This window comes from Gluconacetobacter entanii, from assembly GCF_003206495.1.
In the GTDB taxonomy this organism is placed as follows: Bacteria; Pseudomonadota; Alphaproteobacteria; order Acetobacterales; family Acetobacteraceae; genus Novacetimonas; species Novacetimonas entanii.
On record NZ_NKUF01000003.1, the window covers coordinates 119,749 to 144,327 of the forward strand.

At 64.6% G+C, this 24,579-nt stretch carries 26 protein-coding genes; 12 read left to right on the plus strand and 14 right to left on the minus strand.

Annotated elements, in window-relative coordinates:
- Positions 1 to 72: 72 nt before the first annotated feature.
- Entirely contained in the window at positions 73 to 738 is a 666-nt protein-coding gene (locus tag CFR72_RS02555) for a helix-turn-helix transcriptional regulator (protein WP_110912486.1), read from the minus strand.
- A gap of 1 nt (position 739) precedes the next feature.
- Complete coding sequence (locus tag CFR72_RS02560) at positions 740 to 955, minus strand: hypothetical protein (protein ID WP_110912549.1); 216 nt, start codon at positions 953 to 955, stop codon at positions 740 to 742.
- Positions 956 to 1,423: 468 nt separating this feature from the next.
- On the opposite strand from CFR72_RS02560, the gene CFR72_RS02565 reads away from it, so the two are divergent.
- The gene (locus CFR72_RS02565) at positions 1,424 to 1,819 is read left to right on the plus strand and encodes a hypothetical protein (protein WP_227744598.1); all 396 of its coding nucleotides are present in this window, start codon (positions 1,424 to 1,426) and stop codon (positions 1,817 to 1,819) included.
- A gap of 150 nt (positions 1,820 to 1,969) precedes the next feature.
- On the opposite strand, the gene CFR72_RS02570 is transcribed toward CFR72_RS02565, so the two are convergent.
- The 5 genes from CFR72_RS02570 to CFR72_RS02590 form a co-directional block, all read right to left on the minus strand.
- On the minus strand, positions 1,970 to 3,742 hold the full coding sequence (locus tag CFR72_RS02570; RefSeq protein ID WP_110912488.1) for a DEAD/DEAH box helicase: 1,773 nt from the start codon (positions 3,740 to 3,742) through the stop codon (positions 1,970 to 1,972).
- 293 nt (positions 3,743 to 4,035) lie between these two features.
- Positions 4,036 to 5,022 (minus strand): zinc-dependent alcohol dehydrogenase family protein, encoded by a 987-nt coding sequence (locus CFR72_RS02575; RefSeq protein WP_110912489.1) that lies wholly within the window; start codon positions 5,020 to 5,022, stop codon positions 4,036 to 4,038.
- A 126-nt stretch (positions 5,023 to 5,148) separates the two neighbouring features.
- Positions 5,149 to 6,321 (minus strand): GNAT family N-acetyltransferase, encoded by a 1,173-nt coding sequence (locus tag CFR72_RS02580; protein WP_167400281.1) that lies wholly within the window; start codon positions 6,319 to 6,321, stop codon positions 5,149 to 5,151.
- Positions 6,322 to 6,396: 75 nt separating this feature from the next.
- The gene (locus CFR72_RS02585) at positions 6,397 to 6,864 is read right to left on the minus strand and encodes a RidA family protein (RefSeq protein WP_110912490.1); all 468 of its coding nucleotides are present in this window, start codon (positions 6,862 to 6,864) and stop codon (positions 6,397 to 6,399) included.
- A 37-nt stretch (positions 6,865 to 6,901) separates the two neighbouring features.
- Positions 6,902 to 8,470, minus strand: coding sequence for a TSCPD domain-containing protein (locus CFR72_RS02590; RefSeq protein ID WP_233044468.1), 1,569 nt, complete (start codon positions 8,468 to 8,470; stop codon positions 6,902 to 6,904).
- Positions 8,471 to 8,756: 286 nt separating this feature from the next.
- On the opposite strand from CFR72_RS02590, the gene CFR72_RS02595 reads away from it, so the two are divergent.
- The 7 genes from CFR72_RS02595 (at position 8,757) to CFR72_RS02625 (ending at position 13,418) form a co-directional block, all read left to right on the plus strand.
- A complete protein-coding gene (locus CFR72_RS02595; RefSeq protein WP_110912492.1) occupies positions 8,757 to 9,125 on the plus strand; it encodes an NADH:ubiquinone oxidoreductase subunit NDUFA12 in 369 nt (122 codons plus the stop codon).
- 58 nt (positions 9,126 to 9,183) lie between these two features.
- A complete protein-coding gene (gene mlaD / locus CFR72_RS02600; RefSeq protein ID WP_110912493.1) occupies positions 9,184 to 9,792 on the plus strand; it encodes an outer membrane lipid asymmetry maintenance protein MlaD in 609 nt (202 codons plus the stop codon).
- Positions 9,793 to 9,794: 2 nt separating this feature from the next.
- Entirely contained in the window at positions 9,795 to 10,025 is a 231-nt protein-coding gene (locus CFR72_RS02605) for a hypothetical protein (protein WP_110912494.1), read from the plus strand.
- Positions 10,022 to 10,705, plus strand: coding sequence for a DUF2155 domain-containing protein (locus CFR72_RS02610; protein ID WP_110912495.1), 684 nt, complete (start codon positions 10,022 to 10,024; stop codon positions 10,703 to 10,705). Before CFR72_RS02605 ends, CFR72_RS02610 begins: the two co-directional genes overlap by 4 nt.
- Positions 10,706 to 10,812: 107 nt before the next feature.
- Positions 10,813 to 11,565: a trehalose-phosphatase gene (gene otsB / locus CFR72_RS02615; RefSeq protein WP_110912496.1), complete on the plus strand. Its 753-nt coding sequence runs from the start codon at positions 10,813 to 10,815 to the stop codon at positions 11,563 to 11,565.
- Positions 11,553 to 12,905 carry an alpha,alpha-trehalose-phosphate synthase (UDP-forming) gene (locus CFR72_RS02620; protein WP_110912497.1) on the plus strand — a complete coding sequence of 451 codons (1,353 nt, stop codon included), beginning with the start codon at positions 11,553 to 11,555 and terminating at the stop codon, positions 12,903 to 12,905. Before otsB ends, CFR72_RS02620 begins: the two co-directional genes overlap by 13 nt.
- Before the next feature lie 27 nt (positions 12,906 to 12,932).
- Positions 12,933 to 13,418, plus strand: a complete 486-nt coding sequence (locus CFR72_RS02625) for a disulfide bond formation protein B (protein ID WP_110912498.1) — start codon at positions 12,933 to 12,935, stop codon at positions 13,416 to 13,418.
- Here CFR72_RS02625 and CFR72_RS02630 read toward each other — a convergent pair.
- Positions 13,375 to 13,551 carry a DUF1328 domain-containing protein gene (locus CFR72_RS02630; protein ID WP_003617451.1) on the minus strand — a complete coding sequence of 59 codons (177 nt, stop codon included), beginning with the start codon at positions 13,549 to 13,551 and terminating at the stop codon, positions 13,375 to 13,377. The two genes, CFR72_RS02625 and CFR72_RS02630, sit on opposite strands and share 44 nt — an antisense overlap.
- Positions 13,552 to 13,786: 235 nt before the next feature.
- On the opposite strand from CFR72_RS02630, the gene CFR72_RS02635 reads away from it, so the two are divergent.
- From CFR72_RS02635 to CFR72_RS02645, 3 genes are all read left to right on the plus strand, one after another.
- Positions 13,787 to 15,832: an NAD(+) synthase gene (locus CFR72_RS02635; RefSeq protein WP_110912551.1), complete on the plus strand. Its 2,046-nt coding sequence runs from the start codon at positions 13,787 to 13,789 to the stop codon at positions 15,830 to 15,832.
- Positions 15,833 to 15,994: 162 nt separating this feature from the next.
- Positions 15,995 to 17,446: a hypothetical protein gene (locus CFR72_RS02640; RefSeq protein ID WP_146220638.1), complete on the plus strand. Its 1,452-nt coding sequence runs from the start codon at positions 15,995 to 15,997 to the stop codon at positions 17,444 to 17,446.
- Positions 17,447 to 17,889: 443 nt separating this feature from the next.
- Entirely contained in the window at positions 17,890 to 18,159 is a 270-nt protein-coding gene (locus CFR72_RS02645) for an HU family DNA-binding protein (RefSeq protein WP_003617455.1), read from the plus strand.
- 81 nt (positions 18,160 to 18,240) lie between these two features.
- Here CFR72_RS02645 and CFR72_RS02650 read toward each other — a convergent pair whose 3' ends face one another.
- The 3 genes from CFR72_RS02650 to CFR72_RS02660 are packed head-to-tail and all read right to left on the minus strand — an operon-like array spanning position 18,241 to position 20,968.
- Entirely contained in the window at positions 18,241 to 18,825 is a 585-nt protein-coding gene (locus CFR72_RS02650) for a LutC/YkgG family protein (RefSeq protein WP_110912500.1), read from the minus strand.
- Entirely contained in the window at positions 18,822 to 20,228 is a 1,407-nt protein-coding gene (locus CFR72_RS02655; RefSeq protein ID WP_110912501.1) for a lactate utilization protein B, read from the minus strand. Before CFR72_RS02655 ends, CFR72_RS02650 begins: the two co-directional genes overlap by 4 nt.
- On the minus strand, positions 20,225 to 20,968 hold the full coding sequence (locus tag CFR72_RS02660; RefSeq protein ID WP_110912502.1) for a (Fe-S)-binding protein: 744 nt from the start codon (positions 20,966 to 20,968) through the stop codon (positions 20,225 to 20,227). Before CFR72_RS02660 ends, CFR72_RS02655 begins: the two co-directional genes overlap by 4 nt.
- A gap of 102 nt (positions 20,969 to 21,070) precedes the next feature.
- On the opposite strand from CFR72_RS02660, the gene CFR72_RS02665 reads away from it, so the two are divergent.
- On the plus strand, positions 21,071 to 21,997 hold the full coding sequence (locus CFR72_RS02665) for a LysR family transcriptional regulator (RefSeq protein ID WP_110912503.1): 927 nt from the start codon (positions 21,071 to 21,073) through the stop codon (positions 21,995 to 21,997).
- A gap of 82 nt (positions 21,998 to 22,079) precedes the next feature.
- Here CFR72_RS02665 and CFR72_RS17090 read toward each other — a convergent pair whose 3' ends face one another.
- The 3 genes from CFR72_RS17090 to CFR72_RS02680 form a co-directional block, all read right to left on the minus strand.
- Positions 22,080 to 22,343, minus strand: coding sequence for a hypothetical protein (locus CFR72_RS17090; RefSeq protein WP_146220639.1), 264 nt, complete (start codon positions 22,341 to 22,343; stop codon positions 22,080 to 22,082).
- Between the two features lie 194 nt (positions 22,344 to 22,537).
- Positions 22,538 to 23,614, minus strand: coding sequence for a zinc-binding metallopeptidase family protein (locus tag CFR72_RS02675; protein ID WP_110912505.1), 1,077 nt, complete (start codon positions 23,612 to 23,614; stop codon positions 22,538 to 22,540).
- Between the two features lie 100 nt (positions 23,615 to 23,714).
- A complete protein-coding gene (locus CFR72_RS02680) occupies positions 23,715 to 24,554 on the minus strand; it encodes a transglutaminase family protein (protein ID WP_110912552.1) in 840 nt (279 codons plus the stop codon).
- Positions 24,555 to 24,579 lie beyond the last annotated feature (25 nt).

Sequence of the window (24,579 nt, forward strand, 5' to 3'; positions counted from 1 at the left end):
CCAAAAGTCAGCCGGAAGATCATGAATTCATCCTGTTTTGCGCGGCTGTCGTGCCCGATCCGGCGACAAGGGTTACAGGCAGGCCATCGCAATGCGGTGAACACGCGTGTCGCCATCCATTTCGATGGTTTCCCCCTCTATGCGCCCAACGCCACGGATGCGGATTCGTTCATGCAGCGGCGCACTCGGCAGGGCGTCGTGCCAGCGGTCGGTCACGATCCCGCAGAACGGGTGGGAATCGGGGCCATGCAGCAGCACCCGGTCATGCTGCCGGATCGCGGCGGTGGGGGAGACGACAAGGACGGCCCCGTTGCGAAAGACAGGCTCCATGTTGTCGGAATCGACCAGCACGGCGTACGAGTGATGGTCCGCCAGGCCATGGAAATCCCATGTCTCCCACCGATCGCCACAGGGCAGGCCGGATTCATCAAACAGTTCTGCCTGTCCCAGCTCGGAAAATGGCACGATCCTGAGATGCGCGTGATGCGCCCCGCCCGGCCTGTCCCCATGCCCGTTCATCAGCCGCCCGAACCCCTCTAGCGAGATGCCGGTGGCCGACAGCGTGCGCGCCAGGCTTTCGGTGCCGGGCCAGCGTGGCCGCCCGGCGGGTGTCATGCGCTTGGACGGGTTGAAGGTCGTGCTGTCCAGGCCTGCCGCGCGGGCCAGCCCAGATGGGGTCATGCCACGTTCTGTCGCCAGAAGATCCAGCGCCCGCCAGATGTCTTCGTGGCTGATCATGTCAGGGCCGTTTCAGGATTTCGCTGCAATGCCGTGTGGTCCCCGTTGCTGAAATTACAAACCGTCCGTCATCGCGCTGCAGGGCCAGGCCCATCCCCGCCATCCGTTTCAGGCAGGGGGCGTCGGGCACGTCCGCCGGGCGGCCTGCCTGTGCGCTCAGGCATAGGCGGTGCAGCGCCGAACGGCAGCACGTCTCGAGGTAGGGCTGGTCCCACATGGCCTCAGTCACCGCATCGCATGGGCATAACACCGGGCATGGCCACGTGGCTGTGGCCGGACCGGCATGGCCCGTGGACGCAAAATCCGCATCCGTGGCCGCATGAAGGACGTAACATCATGAATGGCGATAAGAAAATGTGTCACTTTCAATAACGTATGCGCAGTATATATCATCACAATATTTTAATGAATATGCTATTTTTCAATATAACCGGATCAGGCCGGTTTTGCGCCCCCTGTGTCCCGGAAAAGGCAGCCATGTGTCAGGAGGACTCCCATCGGGGGATGGGGAGGATTATGTGAGGTGAAAAGGGACGGGAAGGGATTTTGTCACAACTCCGTCCAAATGCGGCCATAAGTCCATGGTTGTTTCCTGTCGGGTCAGCTTATCTTGCAGTTGATGAGGATAGTAATGAATTTCAATCGTTTTTTTCTTGTAGCGAGTCTGTCCGGTGCTGTTCTGGCCATGTCTCCTGCAGCACACGCCACGGATTGCAGCCAGAATTCCTCCACGCCGGGCTGGGACGTGCTCGGTCGTGCGGCGAATGCGACGGATTGCGCGAACAACCGTCTGCAGAACTATCGTGAGAAGAGCGACGAGCGCATGCAGCAGCGTGAGCAGGCGCTGCGGAACAAGGAAGACCAGTTGCGCAACGACACGACCGGCCGCCTCGACCGGGCCCGTGAAGCGGGTGAGGAAAAGCTGCAGGCTGGCCGCGATCGCCTTGATGCGATCCGCAATGCCCCACAGCAGAAGATGGACCAGTTGCGCAATGCCGGCAATACGGAGCGGCAGAACTGGGACAACATGCGCAACCAGACGCGTTCCGACGTGGACAGCCTTCTGGGTGGTGGGCAGTAATATCCTGCCTCCCTTGCCTTTGGGCTAGGGGCGGGCCGCACGTTACGGGGCCTGAAATGACAATGGCGCGTGTACCGGGGAAAAACCGGCACACGCGCCATTTCTTTTTTTGACCGATCCGACGTCAGGCCGGACCGGTCATGTGCGGGATCAGGCCGGGCGGGCGCTGCGCTTGCGCGACGAACCATGCGCGCCACCGCGCGGGCCGCCATGCCCGCCACCACCGCCAAAGGGACGCGGGCGACGGCCACCTGCGGGCGGACGCGGACCGCGCGGCCCCGGTGCCCGGCGCGGACCCGCACCACCGGCGGGCGCAGAGGCCGGGGCGACCTGGACCTCGTCATTATCGATCGCAGCGATGCAGGAGCGGAACTTTTCCGCCGTATCCGGTGCGATCTCGAACAGCGTCTGCGTATCGGCAATGCGGATCGCGCCGATATCGGACTTGCGCACCCCGCCAAGGCGGCAGATCAGCGGCACCAGCCATTTCGGGTCGGCCTTGTCCTGCCGCCCGACACTCATGGAGAACCATTCCCCCGGTTCGCGCGGGGCGTAATCGCGGCTTTCACGCGGGGCACGCGGGCCTTCGGCGCGGGGCGGACGGCTGTCGGGCGTGATCTGGCGCACGTTTTCCGGCTGCGGCAGGTGCGCGCGATAGGTGCGCAGCAGGGCCGCGGCCAACTGTTCGGGCGAATGGGCTTCGGTCAGGCGCGAAATCAGTTCGCGATCCGCCTCGGGCACTTCTTCCGACAGGGCCGGGTCCGCCAGCAGGCGCTGCGTGTCGAGCACGCGGATTTCTTCCGCGCTGGGCACGGCGGACCATGTGGCCGAAATCTTGGCCCCCATCATCAGGCGTTCGGCGCGGCGGCGCTGCGAGACGGGCACCATCAGCACGCACACGCCCTTGCGCCCCGCACGGCCGGTCCGGCCCGAACGGTGCAGCAGGGTGGCAGGGTCGGTCGGCAGGGAGGCATGCACCACCAGCGCAAGTGCCGGGATGTCGATGCCGCGCGCGGCCACGTCGGTCGCGACACAGACGCTGGCCTGCCCCTTGCGCAGGCTGTCGATGGCGCGGGTGCGTTCGGCCTGCCCCAGTTCGCCCGACAGCGCAACGGAGGAGAAACCACGTTCCACCAGTGCCGACTGCATGTGGCGGACCAGTTCACGCGTGGCGCAGAACACCATCGTCGTCGGGCTGTCGGTTTCACGCAGGACGTTGACGACCGAGGGAATGATTTCCCGCGCATCCGTCAGCAGCGCGCGATATTCGATGTCCGCGTGCTGCTTGCTGCCCGAAAGGGTGTCGATGCGCAGGGCGTCATGCTGGTAACGCTTGGCCAGCGAGGCGATCTCACGCGCGATCGTGGCGGAAAACAGCAGCGTGCGCCGCGTCTTGGGCATCGCGTCGAGCAGTTGTTCGAGTTCGTCGCGGAAGCCGAGGTCAAGCATCTCGTCCGCTTCGTCGAGCACGACGACCCGCAGGTCCGTCATCACCAGACGCCCGCGTGAGAGGTGATCGCACAGGCGTCCGGGCGTGCCGACGACGATATGGGCACCCATCTGCAGGGCACGCGCCTCACGCCGGGCGTCCATCCCGCCGATGCACGATACGATGCGCGCGCCGGCAGGGGCATAAAGCCACGTCAGTTCGCGCGTGACCTGCATGGCCAGTTCGCGCGTGGGCGCGATGATGACCGCAAGCGGCGGACCCGCCGGGCCAAGGCGTTCGTCACCGCCCAGCAGCGTATCGGCCATCGCCAGGCCAAAGGCGACCGTCTTGCCCGACCCGGTCTGGGCCGAGACGAGGAGGTCACGCCCGTCGGCGGCAACGTCGAGGACTGCGGTCTGTACGGGCGTGGGGTTTTCATACCCCCGCTCGTCCAGCGCGCGTTGAAGTGCGGGATGGGTCTCAGGAAACGACATGTGATGAAGCAATCCGGGCAGATAAATTCAGGGCGACGCAGGAGGAGAGGCCGCCGGCCCTTCATGCGTCATGGGGGAATGGGGGTGCATAAAGAAAGATGGCCTGAAATGCCAGCAATAATGATGGAGCCTGTCGAACACCCCTTTCGCGCGGGGAGGTCGTGCAGGCCGGGAAAGCTGATGAATGGAAGTTTTTGGTGACGTTTTTTGTCAAAAAGCGCCAAGGGCACGCCGCCTTTTTGGGAAAAAGGCGGCGTCCGGGAACTTTTGTTTATTTTATCAGGGAGTTGTTCTTAAGGAACCAGGACGGCGGCCCCTTCGAAGCGCCCGTGGCGCAGGTCGTCAAGCGCACGGTTGGCGTCCCGCAGGGGATAGGGGGTCGTTGTCGTACGCACCCCCACCCGGGGGACGAGTTCAAGGAAGTCGATCCCGTCCTGCCGTGTCAGGTTCGCGACCGAGACAAGCTGCCGCTCCTCCCACAGCAGGTCGTACGAAAATGCCGGGATCTCGCTCATATGGATGCCCGCGCACACGACGCGCCCGGCCTTGTGCACGGCCTTCAGCGCGGCAGGCACCAGCGCGCCCACGGGGGCGAAGATGATCGTGGCGTCAAGCTGCTCGGGCGGGAGTTCATCCGATCCACCCGCCCATGTCGCGCCGAGGTCACGGGCGAATTGCTGTGTCTTCGTATCGCCCGGCCGGGTGAAGGCATAGACCTTGCGCCCCTGCCACAGTGCGACCTGTGCGATGATGTGGGCAGCGGCGCCAAAGCCGTACAGACCGATGGTCTGCGCGTCCTTGCCCGCGATCACCAGCGAACGCCACCCGATCAGGCCCGCGCACAGCAGCGGCGCGGTGGCCACGTCATCGGTGCCATCGGGCAGGGGGAAGGTGAAATGCGCATCCGCCACTGCCATCGTGGCGTAACCGCCATCGCGGGTATAGCCGGTGAACAGCGGATGGTCGCACAGGTTTTCCCGCCCGGTGTCGCAGTAATGGCAGTGCCCGCACGTATGGCCCAGCCATGGGATGCCGACGCGCTGCCCGATATGCAGGTCGGTGACATTGGGGCCGAGTGCATCGATGCGCCCGACGATCTCATGCCCCGGTGTCAGCGGATGGCCGGGGAAAGGCAGGTCCGCATCGACGACATGCAGGTCGGTGCGGCACACGCCACAGGCCCCGACCTTGACCCGGATCTGCCCCGGTCCCGGTTCGGGGTCCGGCAGTTCCGTCCATTGCAACGGGGTATGCGGGGCGTTCAGTCTCATGGCATGCATGGCGGGTATTCCTCCCTCATCGTCAGGTCCGTGCGTGCGGGGCACGCGCGGTCGCAGGGACGTATCCTATCACCATGGGGCGGGCGTGCGCATGACCTGCATCACCCGTGGGGGCGCAGGGGATGTTCAGCTTTGCGTGCGGTAGGGGGTCATGGCGTCGAGCACCTCCATCTCGCCCAGGACGGCGGTGCGTTCATGCTCCAGGAATTCCGCCACCGCATGGCGCAGGCCGGGATGTTCGATCCAGTGCGCGGAATGGGTCAGGCAGGGGCGATAGCCACGCTGCAGCTTGTGCTCCCCCTGCGCGCCCGCCTCCACCCGGCGCAGGCCGTGGCTGATGGCGAAGTCCATCGCGCGGTAGTAGCACAGTTCGAAATGCAGGAACGGCCAGTCGCCCCGGTCACAGCCCCAGTTGCGGCCATACAGCGTGTCGCGCCCCATCAGGTTCAGCGCGCCCGCCACGGGTGTCCCGTCCTGGCGCGCGATCATCAGCACCACCCGCGCGCCCAGCCGCTGCGACAGGAGGGAGAAGAACGGGCGGCGCAGATAGGCGCTGCCCCATTTGCGGTCCACGGTGGAGAGATAGAAGCGGTAGAAATGGTCCCACAGGTCCTCGGTAATGTCGGGGCCGCGCACCACATCGAACGTCAGGCCGCAGCCATTGGCGTCGCGCCGTTCACGCCGCAGCGTCTTGCGCTTGCGCGAGGCAAGGGCGTCGAGGAAATCGTCAAAGCTGGCATAGCCGGGATTGTCCCAGTGATACTGCACCCCCAGTCGCCGCAGCCAGCCTTCGTCCCCCATCAGGTCATATTCGCCCTGTTCGCAGAACGTCACATGGGTGGAGGACAGGCCCAGTTCGCCGCAGGCCTGCCGCAGCGCACCGACCAGCGCGCGGGCAAGCGGCCGGTCATCGCGCCGGTCCGCGCGCAGCAAAAGGCGCGGGCCGGGCACGGGGGAGAAGGGAACGGCGACCTGCAATTTTGGGTAGTACTGCCCGCCCGCCTGCTCGAACGCGCGGGCCCATTGCTGGTCGAACACATATTCGCCGAAGGAATGGGATTTCGCATACATCGGGGCCACCGCCACCACCGACCCGTCCGCCGTGCGCAGGACGGCGTGCTGCGGCAGCCATCCGGTGCGCGCATCGACCGACCCGCTATCTTCCAGCGCGGACAGGAAGGCATGGCTGACGAACGGGTTGTCCCCGCCCGCGCACAGGTCCCACTGCGCCGCGGGGATTTCCGCGATGCGGCGGTGCAGGCTCAGGCTCAGCCCTGCGGATGGGTCGGTGTCAGGCATCGCACGATCCCCATGACGGTGTGCCGCCGCCCCTTGCACGGGCAGACAGGCGCGCGGCCGGGATGGGAGGACGGATCAGGCGATTTCGAACAGGCCCTCGACCTCGACTGCCGAATCCAGCGGCAGGGACGGCACGCCCACGGTGGAGCGCGCATGGCGTCCCGCATCGCCGAACACGGCAACGGACAGGTCGGATGCGCCATTCATGACGCTGGCATGCTGCGTGAAGTCGGGCGTGCAGGCGATGAAGCCACCCAGCCGCACGACCCGCCTGACGCGCGACAGGTCGCCGATGGCGGCCTTCACCTGCGCGATGACGTTGATCATGCTGTAGCGTGCGGCTTCCACCGCGAGTTCGACCGCCACGCTGTCGCCCAGCTTGCCGCTGGCATACAGCTTCCCGTCCACCAGCGGAAGCTGCCCCGATACGACAAGGGAGGAGCCGCTGATGACGGCGGCGACATAGTTGGCGACCGGTGCGGCGGGCGTCGGCAGGACGATGCCAAGCTGCTTGAGGCGGTCTTCGGGGGTATGTGCGGACATCGGTTCAGTTCCTGTTTTCCATGGCGCGCATGCGCCGTCATACAACCAGCCGCAGCCTGCCGCGTCGCGGCGGCGGCGTTTCGTCATTGTCGCCACCCGAACGCCCGTGGGCCGGCTGGTCCCGTGTCGGAAGGTCCAGCGGCAGCATGGGCGATGGCGCCGGCGTCAGGCTGTCCTCATGCGGGGCATCAGGCAGCCTGCGGCCAAGATAGGCATCGGACAGCGCCCGGAACGCATAATCCAGCATGGATGTCGCATAGGATGCAACCGCGTCGCCCTCCACCGTCCCGGCCGGGCCGAAATGGCTGTAGGCAAACGCATCGACATAGATTTCCAGTGGCGCGCCATATTGCAGGCCGATGCTGACGGCCTGTCCCAGGCTGTCCATCAGGCCGCGCGTCATCGGGCTTTCGCGCGTGGGGGTGATGGAGATTTCACCCAGCGTCCCGTCCTCATACTCGCCGGTGCGCAGGTACAGCCGGTGGCCACCCACGCTGGCCTTCTGCGTGAAGCCGCCATGGCGCGGCGGCAAGGCGCGGCGCACGCCACGTTCCAGCACCGCGCGGGTCTGCAGCGTGTCGCGCATGGAATCGGGGCGCGGTGGCATGCGGTCGATGAAACCGGCCAGCGCGCGATACATCGCCTGGTGGGAGGACGCATCGGGCAGGGGGAGGACGACCTCACCCGCCAGCATGGCGGCGAACGCGGCCTCCAGCGTCAGGCCACGGCAGGCCAGGCGCGACAGCGTGCTGGTCGCCAGCCGTCCGTCGGGACGCAGGGGGGAGAAGGCCGGGGCCAGTCCGCAGGCCTCCACCCCCAGCAGGGCGTCGATCGGGCCGGGGGCGGAAAACCCGGTTTCCACCCGCGCCATGGGATGTTCGGTTTCCACCGCCGCATCCTGCCATACGGTACGCGCGATCTGGTTCACGCCGGGGACGATGCTGCGCACGGGCGGCAGGGGCAGGGCGTCCGCGCCCTCGCCCGCATGGGCCACCAGCGTTGCCAGCGCGACAAGGCTGCACGCCGCGTCACGCCCGCCCTCGCTGTCATAATCGAGGCCCAGCCCCGCAAGGCAGGCGTCAAGGTTGGTCAGCAGGATTTCCCCCGCGACCATCGTGCGCGTGCCGGCCATGTCGTCCACGCTGGCTGCGGCGGGCGGGGCGGCGGGGTCGTTGAGCGGCAGTTCCCCGTTGCGCAGCGCCGCCTTCTGCTGCGCGATGGTGCGCAGCACCCGGGCGAGCAGGCGCAGGGCCGCGACGAAATCATCGGCGCGAAAGCCGATGTCCGGATGCACGAACGCGGCGAGGTTGACGATGAATCCAGGCCTGCGGTCGAAATGCCCGTGCCACAGCGCCTCCGTCGGGGCGGCCTGGCGCAGCAGCAGCAGGCAGGAGAGCGAGCGCGCGACCGGTTCGATGACGGGGCGTGCGATCTCGCCCGCGCACAGGTCATCGACCCATCGCGCCGCCTCGTGCGCCAGATCGACGGGACGGTGGCCCGGCGTCAGCCGCGCAAGCGCCTCCGCCGCCGTATCGTCCCAATCGGCGGGAAGTGTGACGGTGCGGGGGGCATCGTCGGGGTCCGCGGCGGCCTGCACGGTACGCATGCGAACGCCGTTCCAGTGGCTTCGTGCTGTCATGGGGGCAGTCTATCCCCGCGCGTCACCGCCCCGGAACCCGCACGGAGGGGAGTCGCAACTATACATTCCACTGTATATCGTGGATATGGGGGATAACTTTGTGTGAATGGCGCGCATGACGCCGCCGGTGATGGTAACGGGCATGGCGGTTGCCCGTCACGGGCACGAAGGTCGCGACGTTACTTGCGCGATATGGGCGTGATCCCGCAGATGTGACGCCGTGTTCGCGCGAAATGCCGCTAGGCTGCGGGCCATGGCAAATCTCGGCACCCGTATCTATACCAGATTCAAGGGCCGGCTGGTTGGCAAGGATGCCGATGGCCGGTGCTATTATGAGGCCCGCACGGCCAACCGGACCGGTGGAGGTCTGAAGCGGCACGAACGCTGGGTCATCTATCACAAGGGGGAGGATGCGTCCGCCGTCCCGCCGGAATGGTGGGGATGGCTGCACCATATCGACGACGCCCCCCTGCCTGAAAGCGCGCGCAGGTCGTGGCAGATCCCGTACCAGCCCAACCAGACCGGGACCCCCGACGCCTATCGCCCGCCCGGCAGCGACTATCGCGGGGGACAGCGGGCTTCAACCACCAGCGATTATGATGCATGGTTCCCCGAAGGGTGAAACGCACGGCATAACCTGTTATGGGTGATGCTGATCGATTTTGGGAAAGCATCGCGTCATGGTTGCTGGGGTTTCAGCACGTCCGGAACGGAAACCGGCGGATCTTCTGGCCGGGTTCGCGGTCCTTGCACTGCTGGGCGGCTTTCTGGCCTATGCCGTGATCGACAAGGGACGCCCGGCCGAAAGCGGATACCGCCTGAATGCGACATTCGCGCATATCGACGGGCTTGCCGTCGGTTCGGACGTGCGCCTTGCCGGGATCACGGTGGGGCAGGTCGTCGATGAACGGGTGAACCCGAAGACGTTCGCCGCAGGCGTGACGTTCACGGTGCGCCCGGACATAAAGCTGCCCGACGATACGGCGGCCATCATCACCAGCGACAGCCTGCTTGGAGGGAAATACATCGCGCTCTCCCCCGGTGGGGATGACAGGATGCTGAAACCCGGCGCCACGATCGGGGAGACGCAGGGCTCCATCAGCCTTGAACAGTTGCTCAGCAAGTTCATCTTCTCCGTCACCGACACCCTGACGCAGGCCAACCAGGCCCGCGCCCATGCGCAGCAGTCCGGCGCGACGGACGCCCCGGCGACGCCCGCCCCCGCTTCTGCGCCAGCCCCGGCGCCCCTTGCGCCACCTGATGCGCCCGCATCGGGCAGGGAGCCATAAGGATGGGACAGGGTGACAGCCAGGACGACGCCATTCCCACGATCTGGCCCCAGCGCGACGGGGAGCCTGTGTCGTGCCGTGAGAAACTGCTGGTGCTGCGTGAAAACTATGTCGAACTGCATGATGTCATGCGCGATGCGTTCGAGGATGCGATCCTGATGGGTGTGGATGAGGCGCAGATGCGGCGTATCCTGATCGAACTGGTCCACAGGATGCGGAGTCCCCACGCATGAGGCGACAGATGCGTGCCGCGGCCCTTGCCGTTTCCCTGCTGGGCGGGGTTGCGGCCCCTTGGGTTCCTGTTGCCCGTGCCGATGCGCCGCAATGGCTGCCGCCGCCCGCGATGTACCCGCCCGACACGTGGAAGGGCCGCGGGAGCGCGGTGGTGCGGATCCTCGACAAGCTTGATGCCCATGTGCAGGTCCTCGATATCCCCGCCGGGCAGGATGCGACCTACAAGAGCCTGACGCTGCATGCGCGCGCCTGCCTCGAACGGCCGCCGACGCTGGCCGCCGACACGGCCGCGTGGCTTTCGGTGCATGATGCGCATGAGGGGATGATGCCGTTCGATGGCTGGATGCTGCGTCAGGAACCGGCACTCGGCGTCTTCCAGAACCCGCTTTACGACGTGCAGGTCGTCGGGTGTGGCGGGGCGGATGTCGCCCCCATCCCGCCGCCGCTTGCCGTGGTGCAGCAGCAGCAGGCCGCGCCACCCGTGACGCCCGGTGCGGAGTCCACGGCACCGGCCCCCGTGACCGCGGCCGCCCCGCCGCCGCAGGGGACGACGGCCCTGCCGCCGCCACCACCCATGCTGCCGCCACCGCAGCCCGTGGCGCGTCCGGCCGCGCCGGTACCCGCCCCGCCACCGGCGGCCGAGGATGGTTCGGCCGCTGCCCCACTCTTGCTGCATTGATATGCAAGCATACCCCGACGCCACGTAAAACGGGGAACCGGCGTCGCCGTTCCCCGCCCTTGCGTCGATATCCCTGCCCGTTCGGTTTCCCGGAGGTCTGAACCATTATGAGCCTGATGTCTTCCCTGCCTGGCCACGGCGACATGCCCCCTCCCGACAAGACCGCGTTCCTGCTGGATTTCGATGGTACGCTGGTGGAAATCGCGCCAACGCCCGAATCGGTGAAGGTACAGGCCGGGCTGCTGGCGAGCCTGCGGCGGTTGCGGGCGAAATGCGCGGACGCGGTGGCGGTCATTTCGGGCCGCCCCATTGAACAGATCGATTTTTTCCTGGGCGATGTGCCCTATGCCGTGGCGGGGGAACATGGCATCGCCGTGCGGCGCAGTCCCGGCGGCATCATCCACCGCGCCAACCTGCCCGCCGTGCCGTCCGCGTGGCTGGCGCAGGCGGATGCGCTGGCGGCGAAATATCCCGGCGTGCGGATCGAGCGCAAGAAGGCGGCCGTCGTCCTGCATTTCCGGGGCGCGCCCGATGCCGGCCCGGCCCTGCGTGAGGTTGCCGATGGCTGGGTGGCGTCGGACCCGCGCTTTCATGTGCAGGAGGCCAAGATGGCGTGGGAAATCCGTCCCGCCGGCATCGACAAGGGCCATGCGGTGCGCGACCTGATGAAGGCCGCGCCGTTCGCGGGGCGTTACCCGGTGTTCATCGGCGATGACGTAACGGACGAGGACGGGATCCGCGCGGCGGTTGCGCTGGGCGGGATCGGCCTGCGCATCCCGCGCGACTTTGCCGACCCCGCCGCCGTGCGGGCGTGGCTCGGGACGCTGGCATGTGGGGGGGATGACGCATGGGGCGCCTGATTATCGTATCGAACCGCGTTCCCGCCCCGCGTGATCGCAACCAGCCCGCAGGGGGCCTTGCCGTCGGGCTGAAGGATGCGCTGCGCGAAGGGGACGCCCTGTGGTTCGGCTGGTCCGGGCGGCAGGTGGACCATATGGATGGCGATCCCACACCCAGCATCGACCAGGTGAAGAACGTCACCTATGCCACCATAGACCTGACCCGCGCGCAGCATGCCGGGTTCTACCAGAATTTCTCCAACGGCATCCTGTGGCCGCTGTTCCATTACCGTGTCGGGCTGATGAACTATTCCCGCATGGACTGGGAAATGTATCTTGGCGTCAACGCGATGTTCGCGCGCACGCTGCGGCCGCTCCTGCGGCCTGACGACACGATCTGGATCCATGACTATCACCTGTTCCCCCTTGGGCAGGCGCTGCGTGACCTCGGGGTGAAGTGCCGGATCGGCTTCTTCCTGCATATCCCGTTCCCGCCATGGAGCCTGGTGCGCGCCCTGCCGGGTGCGGAACTGCTGCTTGAGGACATGCAGAGTTATGACCTTGTCGGCGTGCAGACGCCCGAGGATGCGGAAAACCTCAACCACGCGCTGCGCATGAACCACATGGCCGAACGCGGGCAGGCATTCCCGATCGGCATCGACCCGGTGGAATTCCGCGCGCAGGCCGAAGCCAGCATGGAAGGGCCGGAGGTCAGTCGCCTGCGTGACAGCCTGCGCGGGGCGCAACTGGTGCTGGGTGTGGACCGGCTGGATTATTCTAAGGGCCTGCCCGAACGCTTCAAGGGGTACGAGGCGCTGCTGTCGCGCTATCCCGAACATCGCGGCAGGGTCACGTTCCTGCAGGTCGCCCCGATCTCACGCGGGAATGTGGAGGAATACCGCCAGTTGCGCTGCCAGCTTGACGAACTGACGGGACGGATCAACGGGGCCTATTCCGAATTCGACTGGACGCCGATCCGCTACATCACCCGCCCGATCTCGCGCGATGTGCTGGCCGGGTTCTATCGCATGGCGGATGTCGCGCTGATCACCCCGCTGCGTGACGGGATGAACCTGGTGGCCAAGGAATATGTCGCGGCCCAGGACCCGGCGGACCCGGGTGTGCTGATCCTGTCGCATTTCGCCGGCGCCGCCCCCGAACTGGACGAGGCGATTCTGGTCAATCCCTACGACACGGACGAAATTGCCGATGCGCTGCACCAGGCGCTGACGATGCAGCGCCCGGAACGCCAGACCCGCTGGATCGCGCTGGAGAAGGAAGTCAGCCGCACGACAGCGGTCAGTTGGGCCAATGATTTCCTTCAGGCGCTTGACGGGGCACCCGTTTCTGTCTCTTCGTAAGGCATGATGAGAGGCACGGGATTTGTGATGGCGCTGGCGGGTTCGCTGGCGCTTGCTCTGGCATGGTGGACGGAGCACGCGCTGGGCCATGTCCCGTGCGGGTTGTGCCTGTGGGAAAGATGGCCCTATCGCGTGCTGGTGGGTCTGGGGATCGGGGCGATGGTGCTGCCCCGTGACGCCGCCCGTCCCGTGCTGTGGTGCTGCATGCCGGTGCTGCTGGTCTCATGCGGGCTGTCGGTCCTGCATGTCGGGGTGGAGCAGGGATGGTGGCCCAGCCCGCTGCCGGAATGCCGGGCCCCCACCTTCCACGGCGGCACCTTTGCCGAACGGCTGGCCTCGATGCCTGCACGCCCGGCCAAGCCATGTGACGCCCCGACCTACCTGATCGTATGGCTGCCGGTCTCCATGACCGCGCTAAGCGGCCTTTATGCCTTCATGCTGCTGTGGCTTGTGCCACGTGGGCTGAAGGTCAAGGGACGCTTCCGCGGCCGCGGCCGAAAAACAATCCAATGACGAACAGTATGATGAAGATGAAGAACAGGACCTTCCCGAAATAGGCGAAGGTCGATGAAATCCCGCCAAACCCGAAAACCGCAGCGATCAGGGCCAGGACGAGGAAGGTGATGGTCCAGCGTAACAGGTCCATATCTTGCGCTCCTTCAGTTGGTGTGTCGCATGGGGCCTGTCGGCCGCTGGCGTCCATGCGTGTAATGTAAATGTTTCACGTCCGGCGAAGTTCATCGCGATGGGCAGATCGTGAAGGTGCGGGGTTTGTGGCGGACGGGATGTGGGAGTACATCTGACCATCAGGCGATCCGTGCATGCGGCGTTCCCCGGGGGCGATGCGTGGCCGGGTCGCGACATCAGGCGGAGGCAGTTTCATGACGGATTTTGACGCACTCTATCGTCATGGGTTCGCGCGGGTCGCGGCCTGCACGCTGCCGGTGGCGCTGGCGGACCCGCAGGCCAATGTCCTGCGCACCCTGCAGCAGGCGCAGGTCTGCGATGCGGACGGGGTTGCGATTGCCGTGTTCCCCGAACTCGGCCTCTCGGGCTACGCCATCGAGGATCTGCGCCAGCAGGATGTCGTGCTCGAACGTGTGGACGCGGCGGTGGCCGAACTGGCGGCGGGCAGCGCGGGGTTGCTGCCGGTGCTGGTCGTGGGCGCGCCGCTGCGGCATGGCGACGAACTGTATAACTGCGCCGTCGTGATCCATCGTGGGCAGGTCCTTGGTGTGGTGCCCAAATCCTACCTGCCCAATTACCGCGAGTTCTATGAGGCACGGCAGTTCGCCCCCGGTGTGGGCGTGCGCGGCGCGCATATCCGCGTGGGCGGGCAGGAGGCGCCGTTCGGCACCGACCTTGTGTTCGAGGCGCGCGACGTCGCGGGCCTGACGCTGGGGGTGGAGATCTGCGAGGACATGTGGGTGCCCCAGCCTCCCAGCACCCGCGCCGCACTGGCCTGGGCCAGCGTGATCGCCAACCTGTCCGCCAGCGACATCACCGTGGGCAAGGCGCAGACCCGCACCCTGCTGTGTCAGGCCCATGCGGCGCGGTGCCTGTGCGCCTATGTCTATGCCGCGGCGGGGGAGGGGGAATCGACCACCGACCTTGCATGGGACGGTCAGGTCTCGGTGTTTGAAAATGGCGTCGTCCTTGCACGGAGCGACCGCTTCCCGACCGGTCCCGTCCGTGCGGTGGCGGATATCGACCTTGACCTGCTGCGCCAGGAACGCATGCGCATGGGCACCTTTGGCGACAACCGCCGCGCCACGGCTGATGACGGGGCATGGCGGCGCGTGGGCTTTGTCCTTGACCCGCCGATGCGCGACCTCGGGCTTCGGCGTAACATCGCACGCTTTCCCTTCGTGCCGTCAGACCCCGCCCAGCTTGAGCAGGACTGTTACGAGGCGTTCGCCATCCAGGTGTCCGCCCTGAAGCAGCGGATACGCACGTCGGGCGCGCGGCGCATGGTGATCGGCATTTCGGGGGGGCTGGATTCCACGCATGCGCTGCTGGTCGCGGTCAGGGCGGCCGATGAACTGGGGCTGGGGCGTGATGTGGTGATGGGCTACACCATGCCCGGCTTTGGCACCACGGCGGGGACGCGCACGAACGCGCTGGCGCTGATGGAGGCGCTGGGCGTTACGGCGGCGGAAATCGACATCCGCCCGACCGCGCGGATGATGCTGGAGCAGATGGGCCATCCCTTTGCAGATGGGGAGGCGGTCTATGACGTCACGTTTGAAAACGTGCAGGCCGGGCTGCGCACCGATTTCCTGTTCCGTCTGGCGAACCAGTCGGGCGGCATCGTGATCGGCACCGGCGACCTGTCCGAACTGGCGTTGGGGTGGTGCACCTATGGCGTGGGTGACCAGATGTCGCATTACAACGTCAATGCGGGCCTGCCCAAGACGCTGATCCAGCACCTGATCCGCTGGGTCATGTCCAGTGGCGGGGAGGAGGCGCGGACCTGCGCCATCCTGCGCGATATCCTCGAGACCGAGATCTCGCCCGAACTGATCCCCGCGCATGAAGGCCACCCGGTCCAGAGCACGGAGGCGCGAATCGGCCCCTATGCCCTGCAGGATTTCAACCTGTATTACGTCCTGCGCCACGGCTTCCGCCCGTCGCGCATCGCGTTCATGGCGCATCATGCATGGCGTGACGCGGCGCACGGCGCATGGCCCCCCGGATTCCCCGAGGAGCGCAAGGTCGCCTATCCCCTGGAGGAGATACGCCGCTGGCTGCTGGTCTTTGTCGAGCGTTTCTTCGGCTTCAGCCAGTTCAAGCGTTCGGCCATGCCCAACGGTCCCAAGGTTCTGGCGGGCGGCGCGCTGTCGCCGCGCGGGGACTGGCGCGCGCCATCGGACGGGAATGCGCGACTGTGGATCGAGGAAATCGAGCGGTCCGTGCCCCTGAAGTGACGCATGGCGGACAATGCGCGTAATCCATCGCGCAGGCCGCCCGTCTTGGAGAATTGTTAACTTCCTTCTGTCTATTCCTGCGTGCGGGATCGGACGTGCCGTGCCGGTGATGGCGGCGGTCCCTTCCATGGTGGGATGCAGGCGGTTGTTGGTCCACGGCGCATGCAGGCCCCCCGCAGGTTGGAACTGGTTGGTGGCGGGGCGCGCATGGCCCATGTCCGCAACACGGAACAGGGAGCGGAAAGCATGCAGGCTGTAAGCATCACGGGTGCGCAAGGTACGACCGTATCCATCGCCACGGACAGCACATTTACCAATACCCTTGCCCAGCAGTATGCGCAGCAGGTGACCGCGACGCTGTCGAGCGACACCATGGTCGCCGGGACGCCCGGCACGGACCAGTCCAGCGCCGCGCGCACCTTTGTCGATATCACGTCGGGCGGGACCTATACCCTTGATGGCAGCGATACGGGCATCGTCATCGGCGGCCTGAATGGCCAGTCACTCAGCCAGGCGGTGTCGGTCAACGCCACGGGCGTCACGACGCCGGTGAACGTGATTGCAGGCGACCTTGGCGGCGTCACCTATACCGCCGGAAGCGAGTCCGGGGTTTTCACGGCGGCAGCGGGCAACAATGTCTTTTCCGGCGGGTCGGGCGATTACGTCATCAATACGGGTGCGGGGCGCGATACCATCAGCACCGGGACCGGGCAGGACACGATCAATGCCGGGATCGGCGCCGCCGCGATCTACCTCGCCGCCGCGAACAACACGCTGGACCTGCAGGGCGCGGATACGGTCTATGGCGCCGATCGTGCGGCGCAGGATGTCACGCTCGAGACCAGGAGTTCGGTCTCCGGCAGCGCCAGCCTCGACCTCGGCGCCAAGTCGCATGTGACCGATACCGGCAGCGGCAACAGCATGACCGTGCATGGTGGCAGCACGGTGACCGGCGGCACGGATGACAGCGTGACGCTGATGAACCAGCAGGGCCTGTACGGGCTTGAGGACCTGCTGGAGGCGCAGACGATGAACAGCGAGGCGGGCGATACGATTTCCGCCACCGGATTCGTGACGATCAATGACCCGACCGGCGGCGATGTCAGTGTCGATGGCTGCCTGCGGTTCCTCAATGCCCGCGGCACCGCCACCGTCAGCGCATGGCGCAGCACCATCTATGGCTCCGCGGGGACGGATGACCTGAACATCACCGCCAGCGATGATACCTATACCGATTTCGACGGCAGCCAGGGATCGGGCAACGAGGTGTTCGATGGCGCGAATTCGACGGGCGACATCGACGCCGTCGGTGGCAGCGGCAACAACACCCTGATCGGTGGCAGTGGCAACAACACCCTGTCCGGTGCGAATGGCATCAACGATTTCATCTTCATCAATGGCCATGCGGGCGGCCAGGACATCATCAAGGACTTTGGCAAGTCCTCGGCCAATGTTGTCGAACTCAGCGGCTACAACATGACGCAGGCGTCGCTGCAGGACATGCTTGCCAACGCTACCGTGACGGGCGGCAACACGACAATATCCCTGTCGGACCATACGCGCGTGACATTCGTGGGCGTGACCGACCTCGGCGCGCAGAATTTCAAGGCATAGGGGCGATTGACACGGCCCCGCGCCTGTCCGCCGATCCATATATGATCCGCCCCGGATGTGGCCGGGGCGGATTTTTCATATCCGTGATCCGGTAAGGTGGCGGGTAAAACGGTTTCGCCATCCTGCCCGTCATATCAGGGCTTTTGCGATGGTTTTCATGCCGGCGAAGATGACAGGCATGTGAAATAATGATACAGATTCGATATAAAACATTCCATCTTCGCCAAAGTTGGTATCATATCGGCCACTTAGGCAAGGGACGGAGCTTTTGCTGATCTGGACAGCAAGATTTGGCATGTAATGACAAAAATTCGCTGGCGTAAGTTTATCTGCTGCGTTACAAGCCGCGACCGCCCGGCCTGATGGTTCATGCACCGTTACGGGTGGGATCAGGATATGTCCTAATTTTATACAGCATGGTTTGAAAGGAGCAGACAGTCTCGATGAGCAAAGCCTTTATTGCCGCCGTGATTCAGGATTCGATCGATTGCACTGGCGTGGCCGCCAACCAGGCTGCTTCGGATCTGATGGAAGCCATTATCAAGGAACTGAAGCGCGAAGGTGGTTTCACCCTGCCGTCATTCGGTACCTTTACCGTCAAGAAAACCAAGGCGCGCAAGGCGCTGAACCCCCGCACCGGTGAACCGGTCAAGGTCAAGGCGGGCAAGACCGTCCGGTTCAAGGCGAGCCCCAACCTGAAAAAGGCTGTCTGAATACAGTTCCGCCCGCCGATTGCCCCGTAATGGGGAACCGGCGGGCGGTCATGTTCCTTCCGGCAGGGCCGGACGCCCGGTTCAGCAGAACCAGACGCTCAGGCTGCGCACGCCCTGCGCGCCACGAATCAGCACCCCCTGGATATCCGCCGTGGCGGAGGGGCCGCTCATCAGCACGCCATAATTCGCGCTGCGGAATTCCGGGCGCTTCTGATATGCCGTGTGCATGTTCGCCGTGATTTCCTCCGGCGACAGCAGGATGACGATATGCTGCGCCAGATGGGCCAGCGAATTGAGGGGCAACTGCTTCTCGCTCAGGAAAATTGATCCCGTCTCCGCGATGCCGAAGGCCGCGCGCACGACGGCAATGTCCACATCCTTGGCGTCCTGCGGGGTCTTCAGCGTTTCCGCGCGCATCGTGCCGTTGGTTTCCGGCACGGCGGAGCAGACATTCCTCGCATCGGGGAAACGTCGCGCGATCGCCGCGTCGAGCGTTTCATCTCCCTGGCGTTCCAGCACGTCACCGCCGAGGATCTTCAGCGAGGTGATGAAGCGTTCCCTGCTGGCGTCAAGGTCGCCAAGGGTCGCGACCGGCGGCAGGGGATACTGCTCGGGGGAGGGGCGGTTGGTGCGCAGGGCCTGAAGGATTGTATCGCGCGCGCTCATCGTGTTTCCTCGGTCTTGCTGGCCTTGTTCGTCCGGTTGGCCTTGTACCACGAATGGAACGTCTGCTTGACCGGATGGGGGTTTTCGCGGTGCTTGCCCCACGGGTTGAGCCAGTTGTACAGCGCAAAGCGCGGCAGCGTGCTCAGCGATGTTTCCGTGGCGTTGATGGCGGCGCGGTACAGCTTCGGCTGCCCCATCAGCTTGCCCGCCATGTGCATGATCTCACGCTTGACGAACGGCATTTCATGGTGCTGCACCAGCACGCGGCGCCATTTGTAAAGCTGTTCGTGGATGTTGATCTTGACCGGGCAGACATTGGTGCAACTGCCGTTCATCGTGGAGGCATAGGGCAGGGTGCTGTATTTGCGTTCGTTGAAGGTCGGGTCGATGATCGCCCCGATCGGCCCGGAATAGACCGCGCCATAGGACAGGCCGCCCGAACGGCGATAGACCGGGCAGGTGTTCATGCACGCCCCGCAGCGGATGCATTTGAGCGAGGTCCAGAACTCGCTCATCCCCAGTCGCGCCGAACGCCCGTTATCGACGAGGATGACATGCATCTCCCCGCCTTTCTGCGGCCCGCGGAAGTGGGAGGTGTACTGCGTGATCGGCGAACCCAGCGCGCTGCGTGACAGCAGGCGGATGAACACGCCAAGGTCGGCCATGCGCGGCACGAGGCGTTCGATGCCGATGGTCGCGATATGCAGGTTGGGCACGGTCGCGCTGAGGTCGGCATTGCCTTCGTTGGTGCATACGACGAAGGTGCCGGTTTCCGCAACGACGAAATTGCCGCCGGTCATGCCCGCATCGGCATGCAGGATCACGGGACGCGCGGCCTGGCGCTGTGCCTCGGCCAGCAGGTGAGGGTCGCGGATGCCGGGATCGGTCTTGTAATCCTTGGCGAAGATGCGCGCGACATCCGATGTCAGCTTATGCACGGCGGGCACGACGATGTGGCTGGGAAGCTGGTCGTCAAGCTGCTGGATGCGTTCGCCAAGGTCGGTTTCGGTGACGGTGACGCCGCGCTTTTCAAGATAGGGCCGCATGTCACATTCCTCGGTGACCATCGACTTGCTCTTGATCAGGCTGCGTGCATTGTGCGCCTGCAGGATCTCGCCCACGATGCGGTTATGTTCCGCCCCGTCACGCGCCCAGTGGACGTGGATACCGTTCTTCTTGGCGTTTTCCTCGAACTGCTCCAGGTATTCGGGCAGGCGGGCGAGCGTGTGTTCCTTGATGCGTGACGCCTCGGTGCGCAGTTCCTGCCATTCGGGCAGCATGTGCATCTGGTCGTCACGCTTCTGGCGCATGTCCCACAGGCGTTCGTCATGGAACTTCAGGTGGGGGGCGTCTTCCAGGAACTTTTCGGCGGCTCTGGCGTGGTTGACCGGCCTGTTGCTCATGACCGTGCTCCGTTCAGGATCTGTGCGATATGGATGAAGCGGATCGGGATACCGGCACGTTCGGCGCAGCCCTGCTGGTGCATGACGCATGACGAATCCGCCGAAACGATGTAATCCGCGCCCGCCTGGTAATGGTCGCGCACCTTGTCCACGCCCATCCGTGCGGACACCGCCTCTTCCGTGACGGAGAAGGTGCCGCCAAAGCCGCAGCATTCGTCAGGCCGCTTCGGGGTGACGAAGCGGATGCCCTTGACCTTCGTCAGCAGGTCCATCGGCTTGGAGAACGGCTTTTCGCCCAGTTCCGACATGCTTGCGGTGCGCAGCGCGCGCAGGGTGCCGCAACTGTTGTGCAGGCCGACGGTGTGGTTGAATTCCGCCCACGGGAATTCCTCCACCTTCAGGATGTCATGCAGGAATTCCACCAGTTCATAGGTGTTTTCGCGCACATGGCGGACTTCGTCGGTCTGGGGGATGGCGTCGAAATTGTCGCGTACGTGATGTGTGCAACTGCCGGACGGCATGACGATCTTGTCAAACCGGGCGAAGTTGCGCACGAACAGCGCTTCGGCGGCGGCGGCATCGGAATTGCAGCCGGAATTTCCCATCGGCTGCCCACAGCATGTCTGGTCCAGCGGATATTCGACATCCTGTCCCAGCTTTTCCAGCAACTCCAGCGTGGCAATGCCGGCCTGCGGGTAGAAAGCATCGATATAACAGGGGATAAACAGGCCAATCTTCATCAGGGAGCACTCATCCTTAGCAGATGGGGGAACGTGGCGCATGGTATGTTATGGCGTCAAATATATATTGAACTAGGTTTCCATATATTATTTATATGCCAAATGGATCTAAGACACCTTCGCTATTTTGTCGCCGTCGCGGAAAACGGCAGTTTCACACGCGCGGCGGAACAGCTGGGCATAGAACAGCCCCCCCTGAGCCAGCAGATCAAGCAGTTCGAAAATGAACTTGGCGTGCTGCTGTTCCAGCGCCTGACGCGCGGGGTGCGCCTGACGGATGTGGGGGTTGTCCTGATGGACCAGGCCAAGGCCATTCTTGGCATGCAGCAGCAGTTCCTGTCCATTGCGACCGGCCTTGCCCGTGGTGAGCGCGGGCACCTGCGGGTCGGACTGGCGGGGGCGGTGTCGCTGCTGCCGCTGATCCCGCAGACCGTGCGCCGCTTCCGCGAGGAATGGCCCGATGTCACCATCTCGCTGGAGGAAAGCAATACGCCTGCCCTGCGCAAGGCGCTGCATGACCGGGCCATAGATATCGCGATCGTCCGCCCGCCCGTGCCCGACGGGGGGGAGGGACTGATCGTGTCCCCCCTGCTGGCGGAACCGACGGTCGTGGCGCTGCCCAAGGGGCACGCGCTGGCCTCCCGCCCGCGTCTGGAGCTTGAGATGCTGGCCGATGAACCGCTGATCATCTTCCCGCGTGAACTCGGGCCGGGATTTCATGACGCCATCCTGTCGGCCTGCCAGAATGCGGGGTTCACCCCGCGCATGGGGCAGCAGGCGCCGCAGATCGCCTCCACCGTGCCGCTTGTCGCGGCGGGGCTTGGCATTTCCGTGGTGCCGCAATCGCTGCACCAGATCCATTCGGGGGGGGTGACCTATCACTCGCTCGGGCCGAAGGCGCCAAAGGCGGACCTGGCGATCGCCATGCGCGCGGGGCAGCATTCCCCGCTGATTTCGCATTTCGTGGCGATCCTGCGCGATGCCTGCCGTGACATGCAATTGCCTGCCGGGGATGAAACCGGTCCCTGAAATAGCAAAAGGGGGAACCCCCATAAGGAAGTTCCCCCTTCACCGTCAGTCATGACCCGCCGGTGGGCGGGGTCATGCCATATCAGTTGCTCTTGTTTTCGTCGTGACCATGGTGGCCATGGCGATGCTTGCCTTCGTGGTGTTCACCCTCATGGTGCTCACCTTCGCGGTGTTCATTGCCATTTTCGCCTTCATGATCGCGATGTTCGCCGTGATCACCCTGCTCGTCATGATGATATTCATGATGATCGTTGTTGTTGGTGTTGTCCTGCGCCATTGCGGGAACGCCATACGCGCCGAGGGCACCAGCAACACCGGCAATCATCAGAAAACGTGTGAACTTCATAAAATGTACCTCCTGTTTACGACACAATAAGGCATTGCGAACGCGACCTTATAGTGTCTTTAATGTGTACAAATGTTACAGATGGATGCAATCAAAAAACTGCTTTCACATTATTTTAATAAATCTGACATCAATAGCGGCTCTTAGCTATGCACGGCAGATATTCCTGCCCTGTTTTTTTTAATGGTCCCATTCTATTGTTCCGTGCGGGCGGCATGTACCAGTTGGTGGATGAACGCCAGTTTGCGCAGGATGGCCGGTGTCAGCACGAACGGGTAGAAATCCGCCAGCCCCATGGAGCGGTTGAGGCTGTTGACCGCATAGGTCAGCGGCAGCCATCCCTGCGCGATGATGTCGAATGTCGCCACGTCATAGGGGTTGTCGGTCATCATCGCCCGCAGGGACTGCGGATTGCCGGGCTGTTCGCGCACCGTCATGCCATAGGCCCATGCCGTCTCCAGCGTGGAGACGATGTGCAGGTAATGCGCCCATGTCTCGGCGAAGTCTTCCCACGGGTGGCAGGTGGCGTATTCGCTGACATACTGCGTGCGCCATCCCTGCGGTGGCCCGTTTTCGTAATGGCGTTGCAGCGCCTGCTGGTAATCCATGCGGTCATCGCCGAAAATGGCCCGGCATTCCGTCAGCCACGGCCCGTCGCGCACCAGCAGGTTCCAGTAATAATGCCCGATCTCGTGGCGGAAATGGCCCAGCAGCGTGCGGTAATGCTCCCCCATTTCCATGCGCATCTTCTCGCGCTGCGCATCATCGGCTTCGCGCAGGGCAATGGTGATCAGGCCGTTCTGGTGCCCGGTCATGACCGGCGCGCCGTCGGGAACATCATCCAGGAAATCGAAGACCAGACCGTCGCGCGGGTCCTGCCGCCGGGTGTGCATCGGTAGGTGCAGGCGCAGCAGCGTGTAGAACAGCCGGTGCTTCGCGACCTCGATCTTGCGCCACCGTTCCAGGTTGCCAGGCACCGACAGGTTGTGGATGGTGCGGTTGAACTGGCACGCGATGCAGAATTCCTGCCCGGGCTGGCTGGCGGGGATCAGCCAGTTGCAGGCGTCATGTGCATGGTTGGCGCAGAAACGGTAGGGGCCGTCATCCGCCTGTGGGTCGAGTGCATGCCATGCATGGCCATCATCGGCGGGTGTCAGCGCGGACAGGCTGTTGATGGTCGGGATATAGCCCAGCTTGTGCCCGCAGCGTTCGCAGGCCGTGTTTTCGAAGAACAGGACCTGATCGCAGGACTGGCAGGAAAAGAGTTGCACGGCTGTTTGCTTTCCGTAACGCGAAGGGGGCATGTGCCATACCCCCATGGGGAAAGTCAGGATATGGCATTCCCGTGTGGGTCCTGACAGCCCTTATATCTCATTGACCTTTAAGATCAGTGATCTTCGTGTCGTCGCCATGATGGAGCGTCATTGAAACGTCGAGTGTCGCGTTGCAACTGTCGAGCAGTCCGGAGACCGGGGCGACCTGTCCCGGCTCCAGCGCCGCCGCAAGGGGAATATGCCCCTGTGACGCCAGCAGTCCCGATGTGGTGTCGAATCCGACCCATCCCCTGCCGGGGACATGGGCCTGTGCCCAAGCATGCAGGTCGCAGGTCGCGTCGTCGATATCGGGCTGGATCAGGTATCCCGACACGAAGCGCGCGGCGATGCCCATATGGCGCAGGACCTGTATGAACAGCCACGCGCTGTCACGGCATGACCCCGTCTGGCGGGTCAGGGTTTCCTCCGCATCCCAGACACCGGCCTCCATGCGGGTGCGGTAGGTGATGCGCGCGGCGATCATCCGGTTGATCGCCTCCAGCCGCGCCAGCGGGTCGGGATGCCGGATCCCTGCCATCTCGGCCAGCAGGGCGCGCAGGTACGGGCCTGCGGGAAGCGGCTGTGTGAAGGCCACGGGCGGGGCGGGGCGCGCATCGGTGTGCAGAGGTGCGGGCACGGGGGCAAGGTCCGCCGTCAGGCGTACCGTGATGTCGAAATGCCGGACCTTGCGGTCGAACGTGACGCAGGCCTCGTGATTGCCGAAATCATCCTGCCGCCATGTCCGCTGGTGGCCGTGGGGCTGGATGTCCATGCCATAGGACAGGATGGGTGTCGGGCATGTCGCATCCGGCCGCAGGCGGATGGTCTGCGGGCCAAGGGAAACCGGGCGGTCGTAACGGTAGCTTGTCCGGTGAACCAGCGTAACGGGCCGGTTCATCACAGGGGTGCTTTCATGAAAGCAG

What these genes read in the sequence shown, in the direction of transcription:
- CFR72_RS02555 (WP_110912486.1), bottom strand. Translation starts at nt 738, where the DNA reads ATGATCAGCCACGAAGACATCTGGCGGGCGCTGGATCTTCTGGCGACA.
- CFR72_RS02560 (WP_110912549.1), bottom strand. Translation starts at nt 955, where the DNA reads ATGTGGGACCAGCCCTACCTCGAGACGTGCTGCCGTTCGGCGCTGCAC.
- CFR72_RS02565 (WP_227744598.1), top strand. Translation starts at nt 1,424, where the DNA reads ATGTCTCCTGCAGCACACGCCACGGATTGCAGCCAGAATTCCTCCACG.
- CFR72_RS02570 (WP_110912488.1), bottom strand. Translation starts at nt 3,742, where the DNA reads ATGTCGTTTCCTGAGACCCATCCCGCACTTCAACGCGCGCTGGACGAG.
- CFR72_RS02575 (WP_110912489.1), bottom strand. Translation starts at nt 5,022, where the DNA reads ATGCATGCCATGAGACTGAACGCCCCGCATACCCCGTTGCAATGGACG.
- CFR72_RS02580 (WP_167400281.1), bottom strand. Translation starts at nt 6,321, where the DNA reads ATGCCTGACACCGACCCATCCGCAGGGCTGAGCCTGAGCCTGCACCGC.
- CFR72_RS02585 (WP_110912490.1), bottom strand. Translation starts at nt 6,864, where the DNA reads ATGTCCGCACATACCCCCGAAGACCGCCTCAAGCAGCTTGGCATCGTC.
- CFR72_RS02590 (WP_233044468.1), bottom strand. Translation starts at nt 8,470, where the DNA reads ATGCGTACCGTGCAGGCCGCCGCGGACCCCGACGATGCCCCCCGCACC.
- CFR72_RS02595 (WP_110912492.1), top strand. Translation starts at nt 8,757, where the DNA reads ATGGCAAATCTCGGCACCCGTATCTATACCAGATTCAAGGGCCGGCTG.
- mlaD (WP_110912493.1), top strand. Translation starts at nt 9,184, where the DNA reads ATGGTTGCTGGGGTTTCAGCACGTCCGGAACGGAAACCGGCGGATCTT.
- CFR72_RS02605 (WP_110912494.1), top strand. Translation starts at nt 9,795, where the DNA reads ATGGGACAGGGTGACAGCCAGGACGACGCCATTCCCACGATCTGGCCC.
- CFR72_RS02610 (WP_110912495.1), top strand. Translation starts at nt 10,022, where the DNA reads ATGAGGCGACAGATGCGTGCCGCGGCCCTTGCCGTTTCCCTGCTGGGC.
- otsB (WP_110912496.1), top strand. Translation starts at nt 10,813, where the DNA reads ATGAGCCTGATGTCTTCCCTGCCTGGCCACGGCGACATGCCCCCTCCC.
- CFR72_RS02620 (WP_110912497.1), top strand. Translation starts at nt 11,553, where the DNA reads ATGGGGCGCCTGATTATCGTATCGAACCGCGTTCCCGCCCCGCGTGAT.
- CFR72_RS02625 (WP_110912498.1), top strand. Translation starts at nt 12,933, where the DNA reads ATGGCGCTGGCGGGTTCGCTGGCGCTTGCTCTGGCATGGTGGACGGAG.
- CFR72_RS02630 (WP_003617451.1), bottom strand. Translation starts at nt 13,551, where the DNA reads ATGGACCTGTTACGCTGGACCATCACCTTCCTCGTCCTGGCCCTGATC.
- CFR72_RS02635 (WP_110912551.1), top strand. Translation starts at nt 13,787, where the DNA reads ATGACGGATTTTGACGCACTCTATCGTCATGGGTTCGCGCGGGTCGCG.
- CFR72_RS02640 (WP_146220638.1), top strand. Translation starts at nt 15,995, where the DNA reads ATGCAGGCCCCCCGCAGGTTGGAACTGGTTGGTGGCGGGGCGCGCATG.
- CFR72_RS02645 (WP_003617455.1), top strand. Translation starts at nt 17,890, where the DNA reads ATGAGCAAAGCCTTTATTGCCGCCGTGATTCAGGATTCGATCGATTGC.
- CFR72_RS02650 (WP_110912500.1), bottom strand. Translation starts at nt 18,825, where the DNA reads ATGAGCGCGCGCGATACAATCCTTCAGGCCCTGCGCACCAACCGCCCC.
- CFR72_RS02655 (WP_110912501.1), bottom strand. Translation starts at nt 20,228, where the DNA reads ATGAGCAACAGGCCGGTCAACCACGCCAGAGCCGCCGAAAAGTTCCTG.
- CFR72_RS02660 (WP_110912502.1), bottom strand. Translation starts at nt 20,968, where the DNA reads ATGAAGATTGGCCTGTTTATCCCCTGTTATATCGATGCTTTCTACCCG.
- CFR72_RS02665 (WP_110912503.1), top strand. Translation starts at nt 21,071, where the DNA reads ATGGATCTAAGACACCTTCGCTATTTTGTCGCCGTCGCGGAAAACGGC.
- CFR72_RS17090 (WP_146220639.1), bottom strand. Translation starts at nt 22,343, where the DNA reads ATGAAGTTCACACGTTTTCTGATGATTGCCGGTGTTGCTGGTGCCCTC.
- CFR72_RS02680 (WP_110912552.1), bottom strand. Translation starts at nt 24,554, where the DNA reads ATGAACCGGCCCGTTACGCTGGTTCACCGGACAAGCTACCGTTACGAC.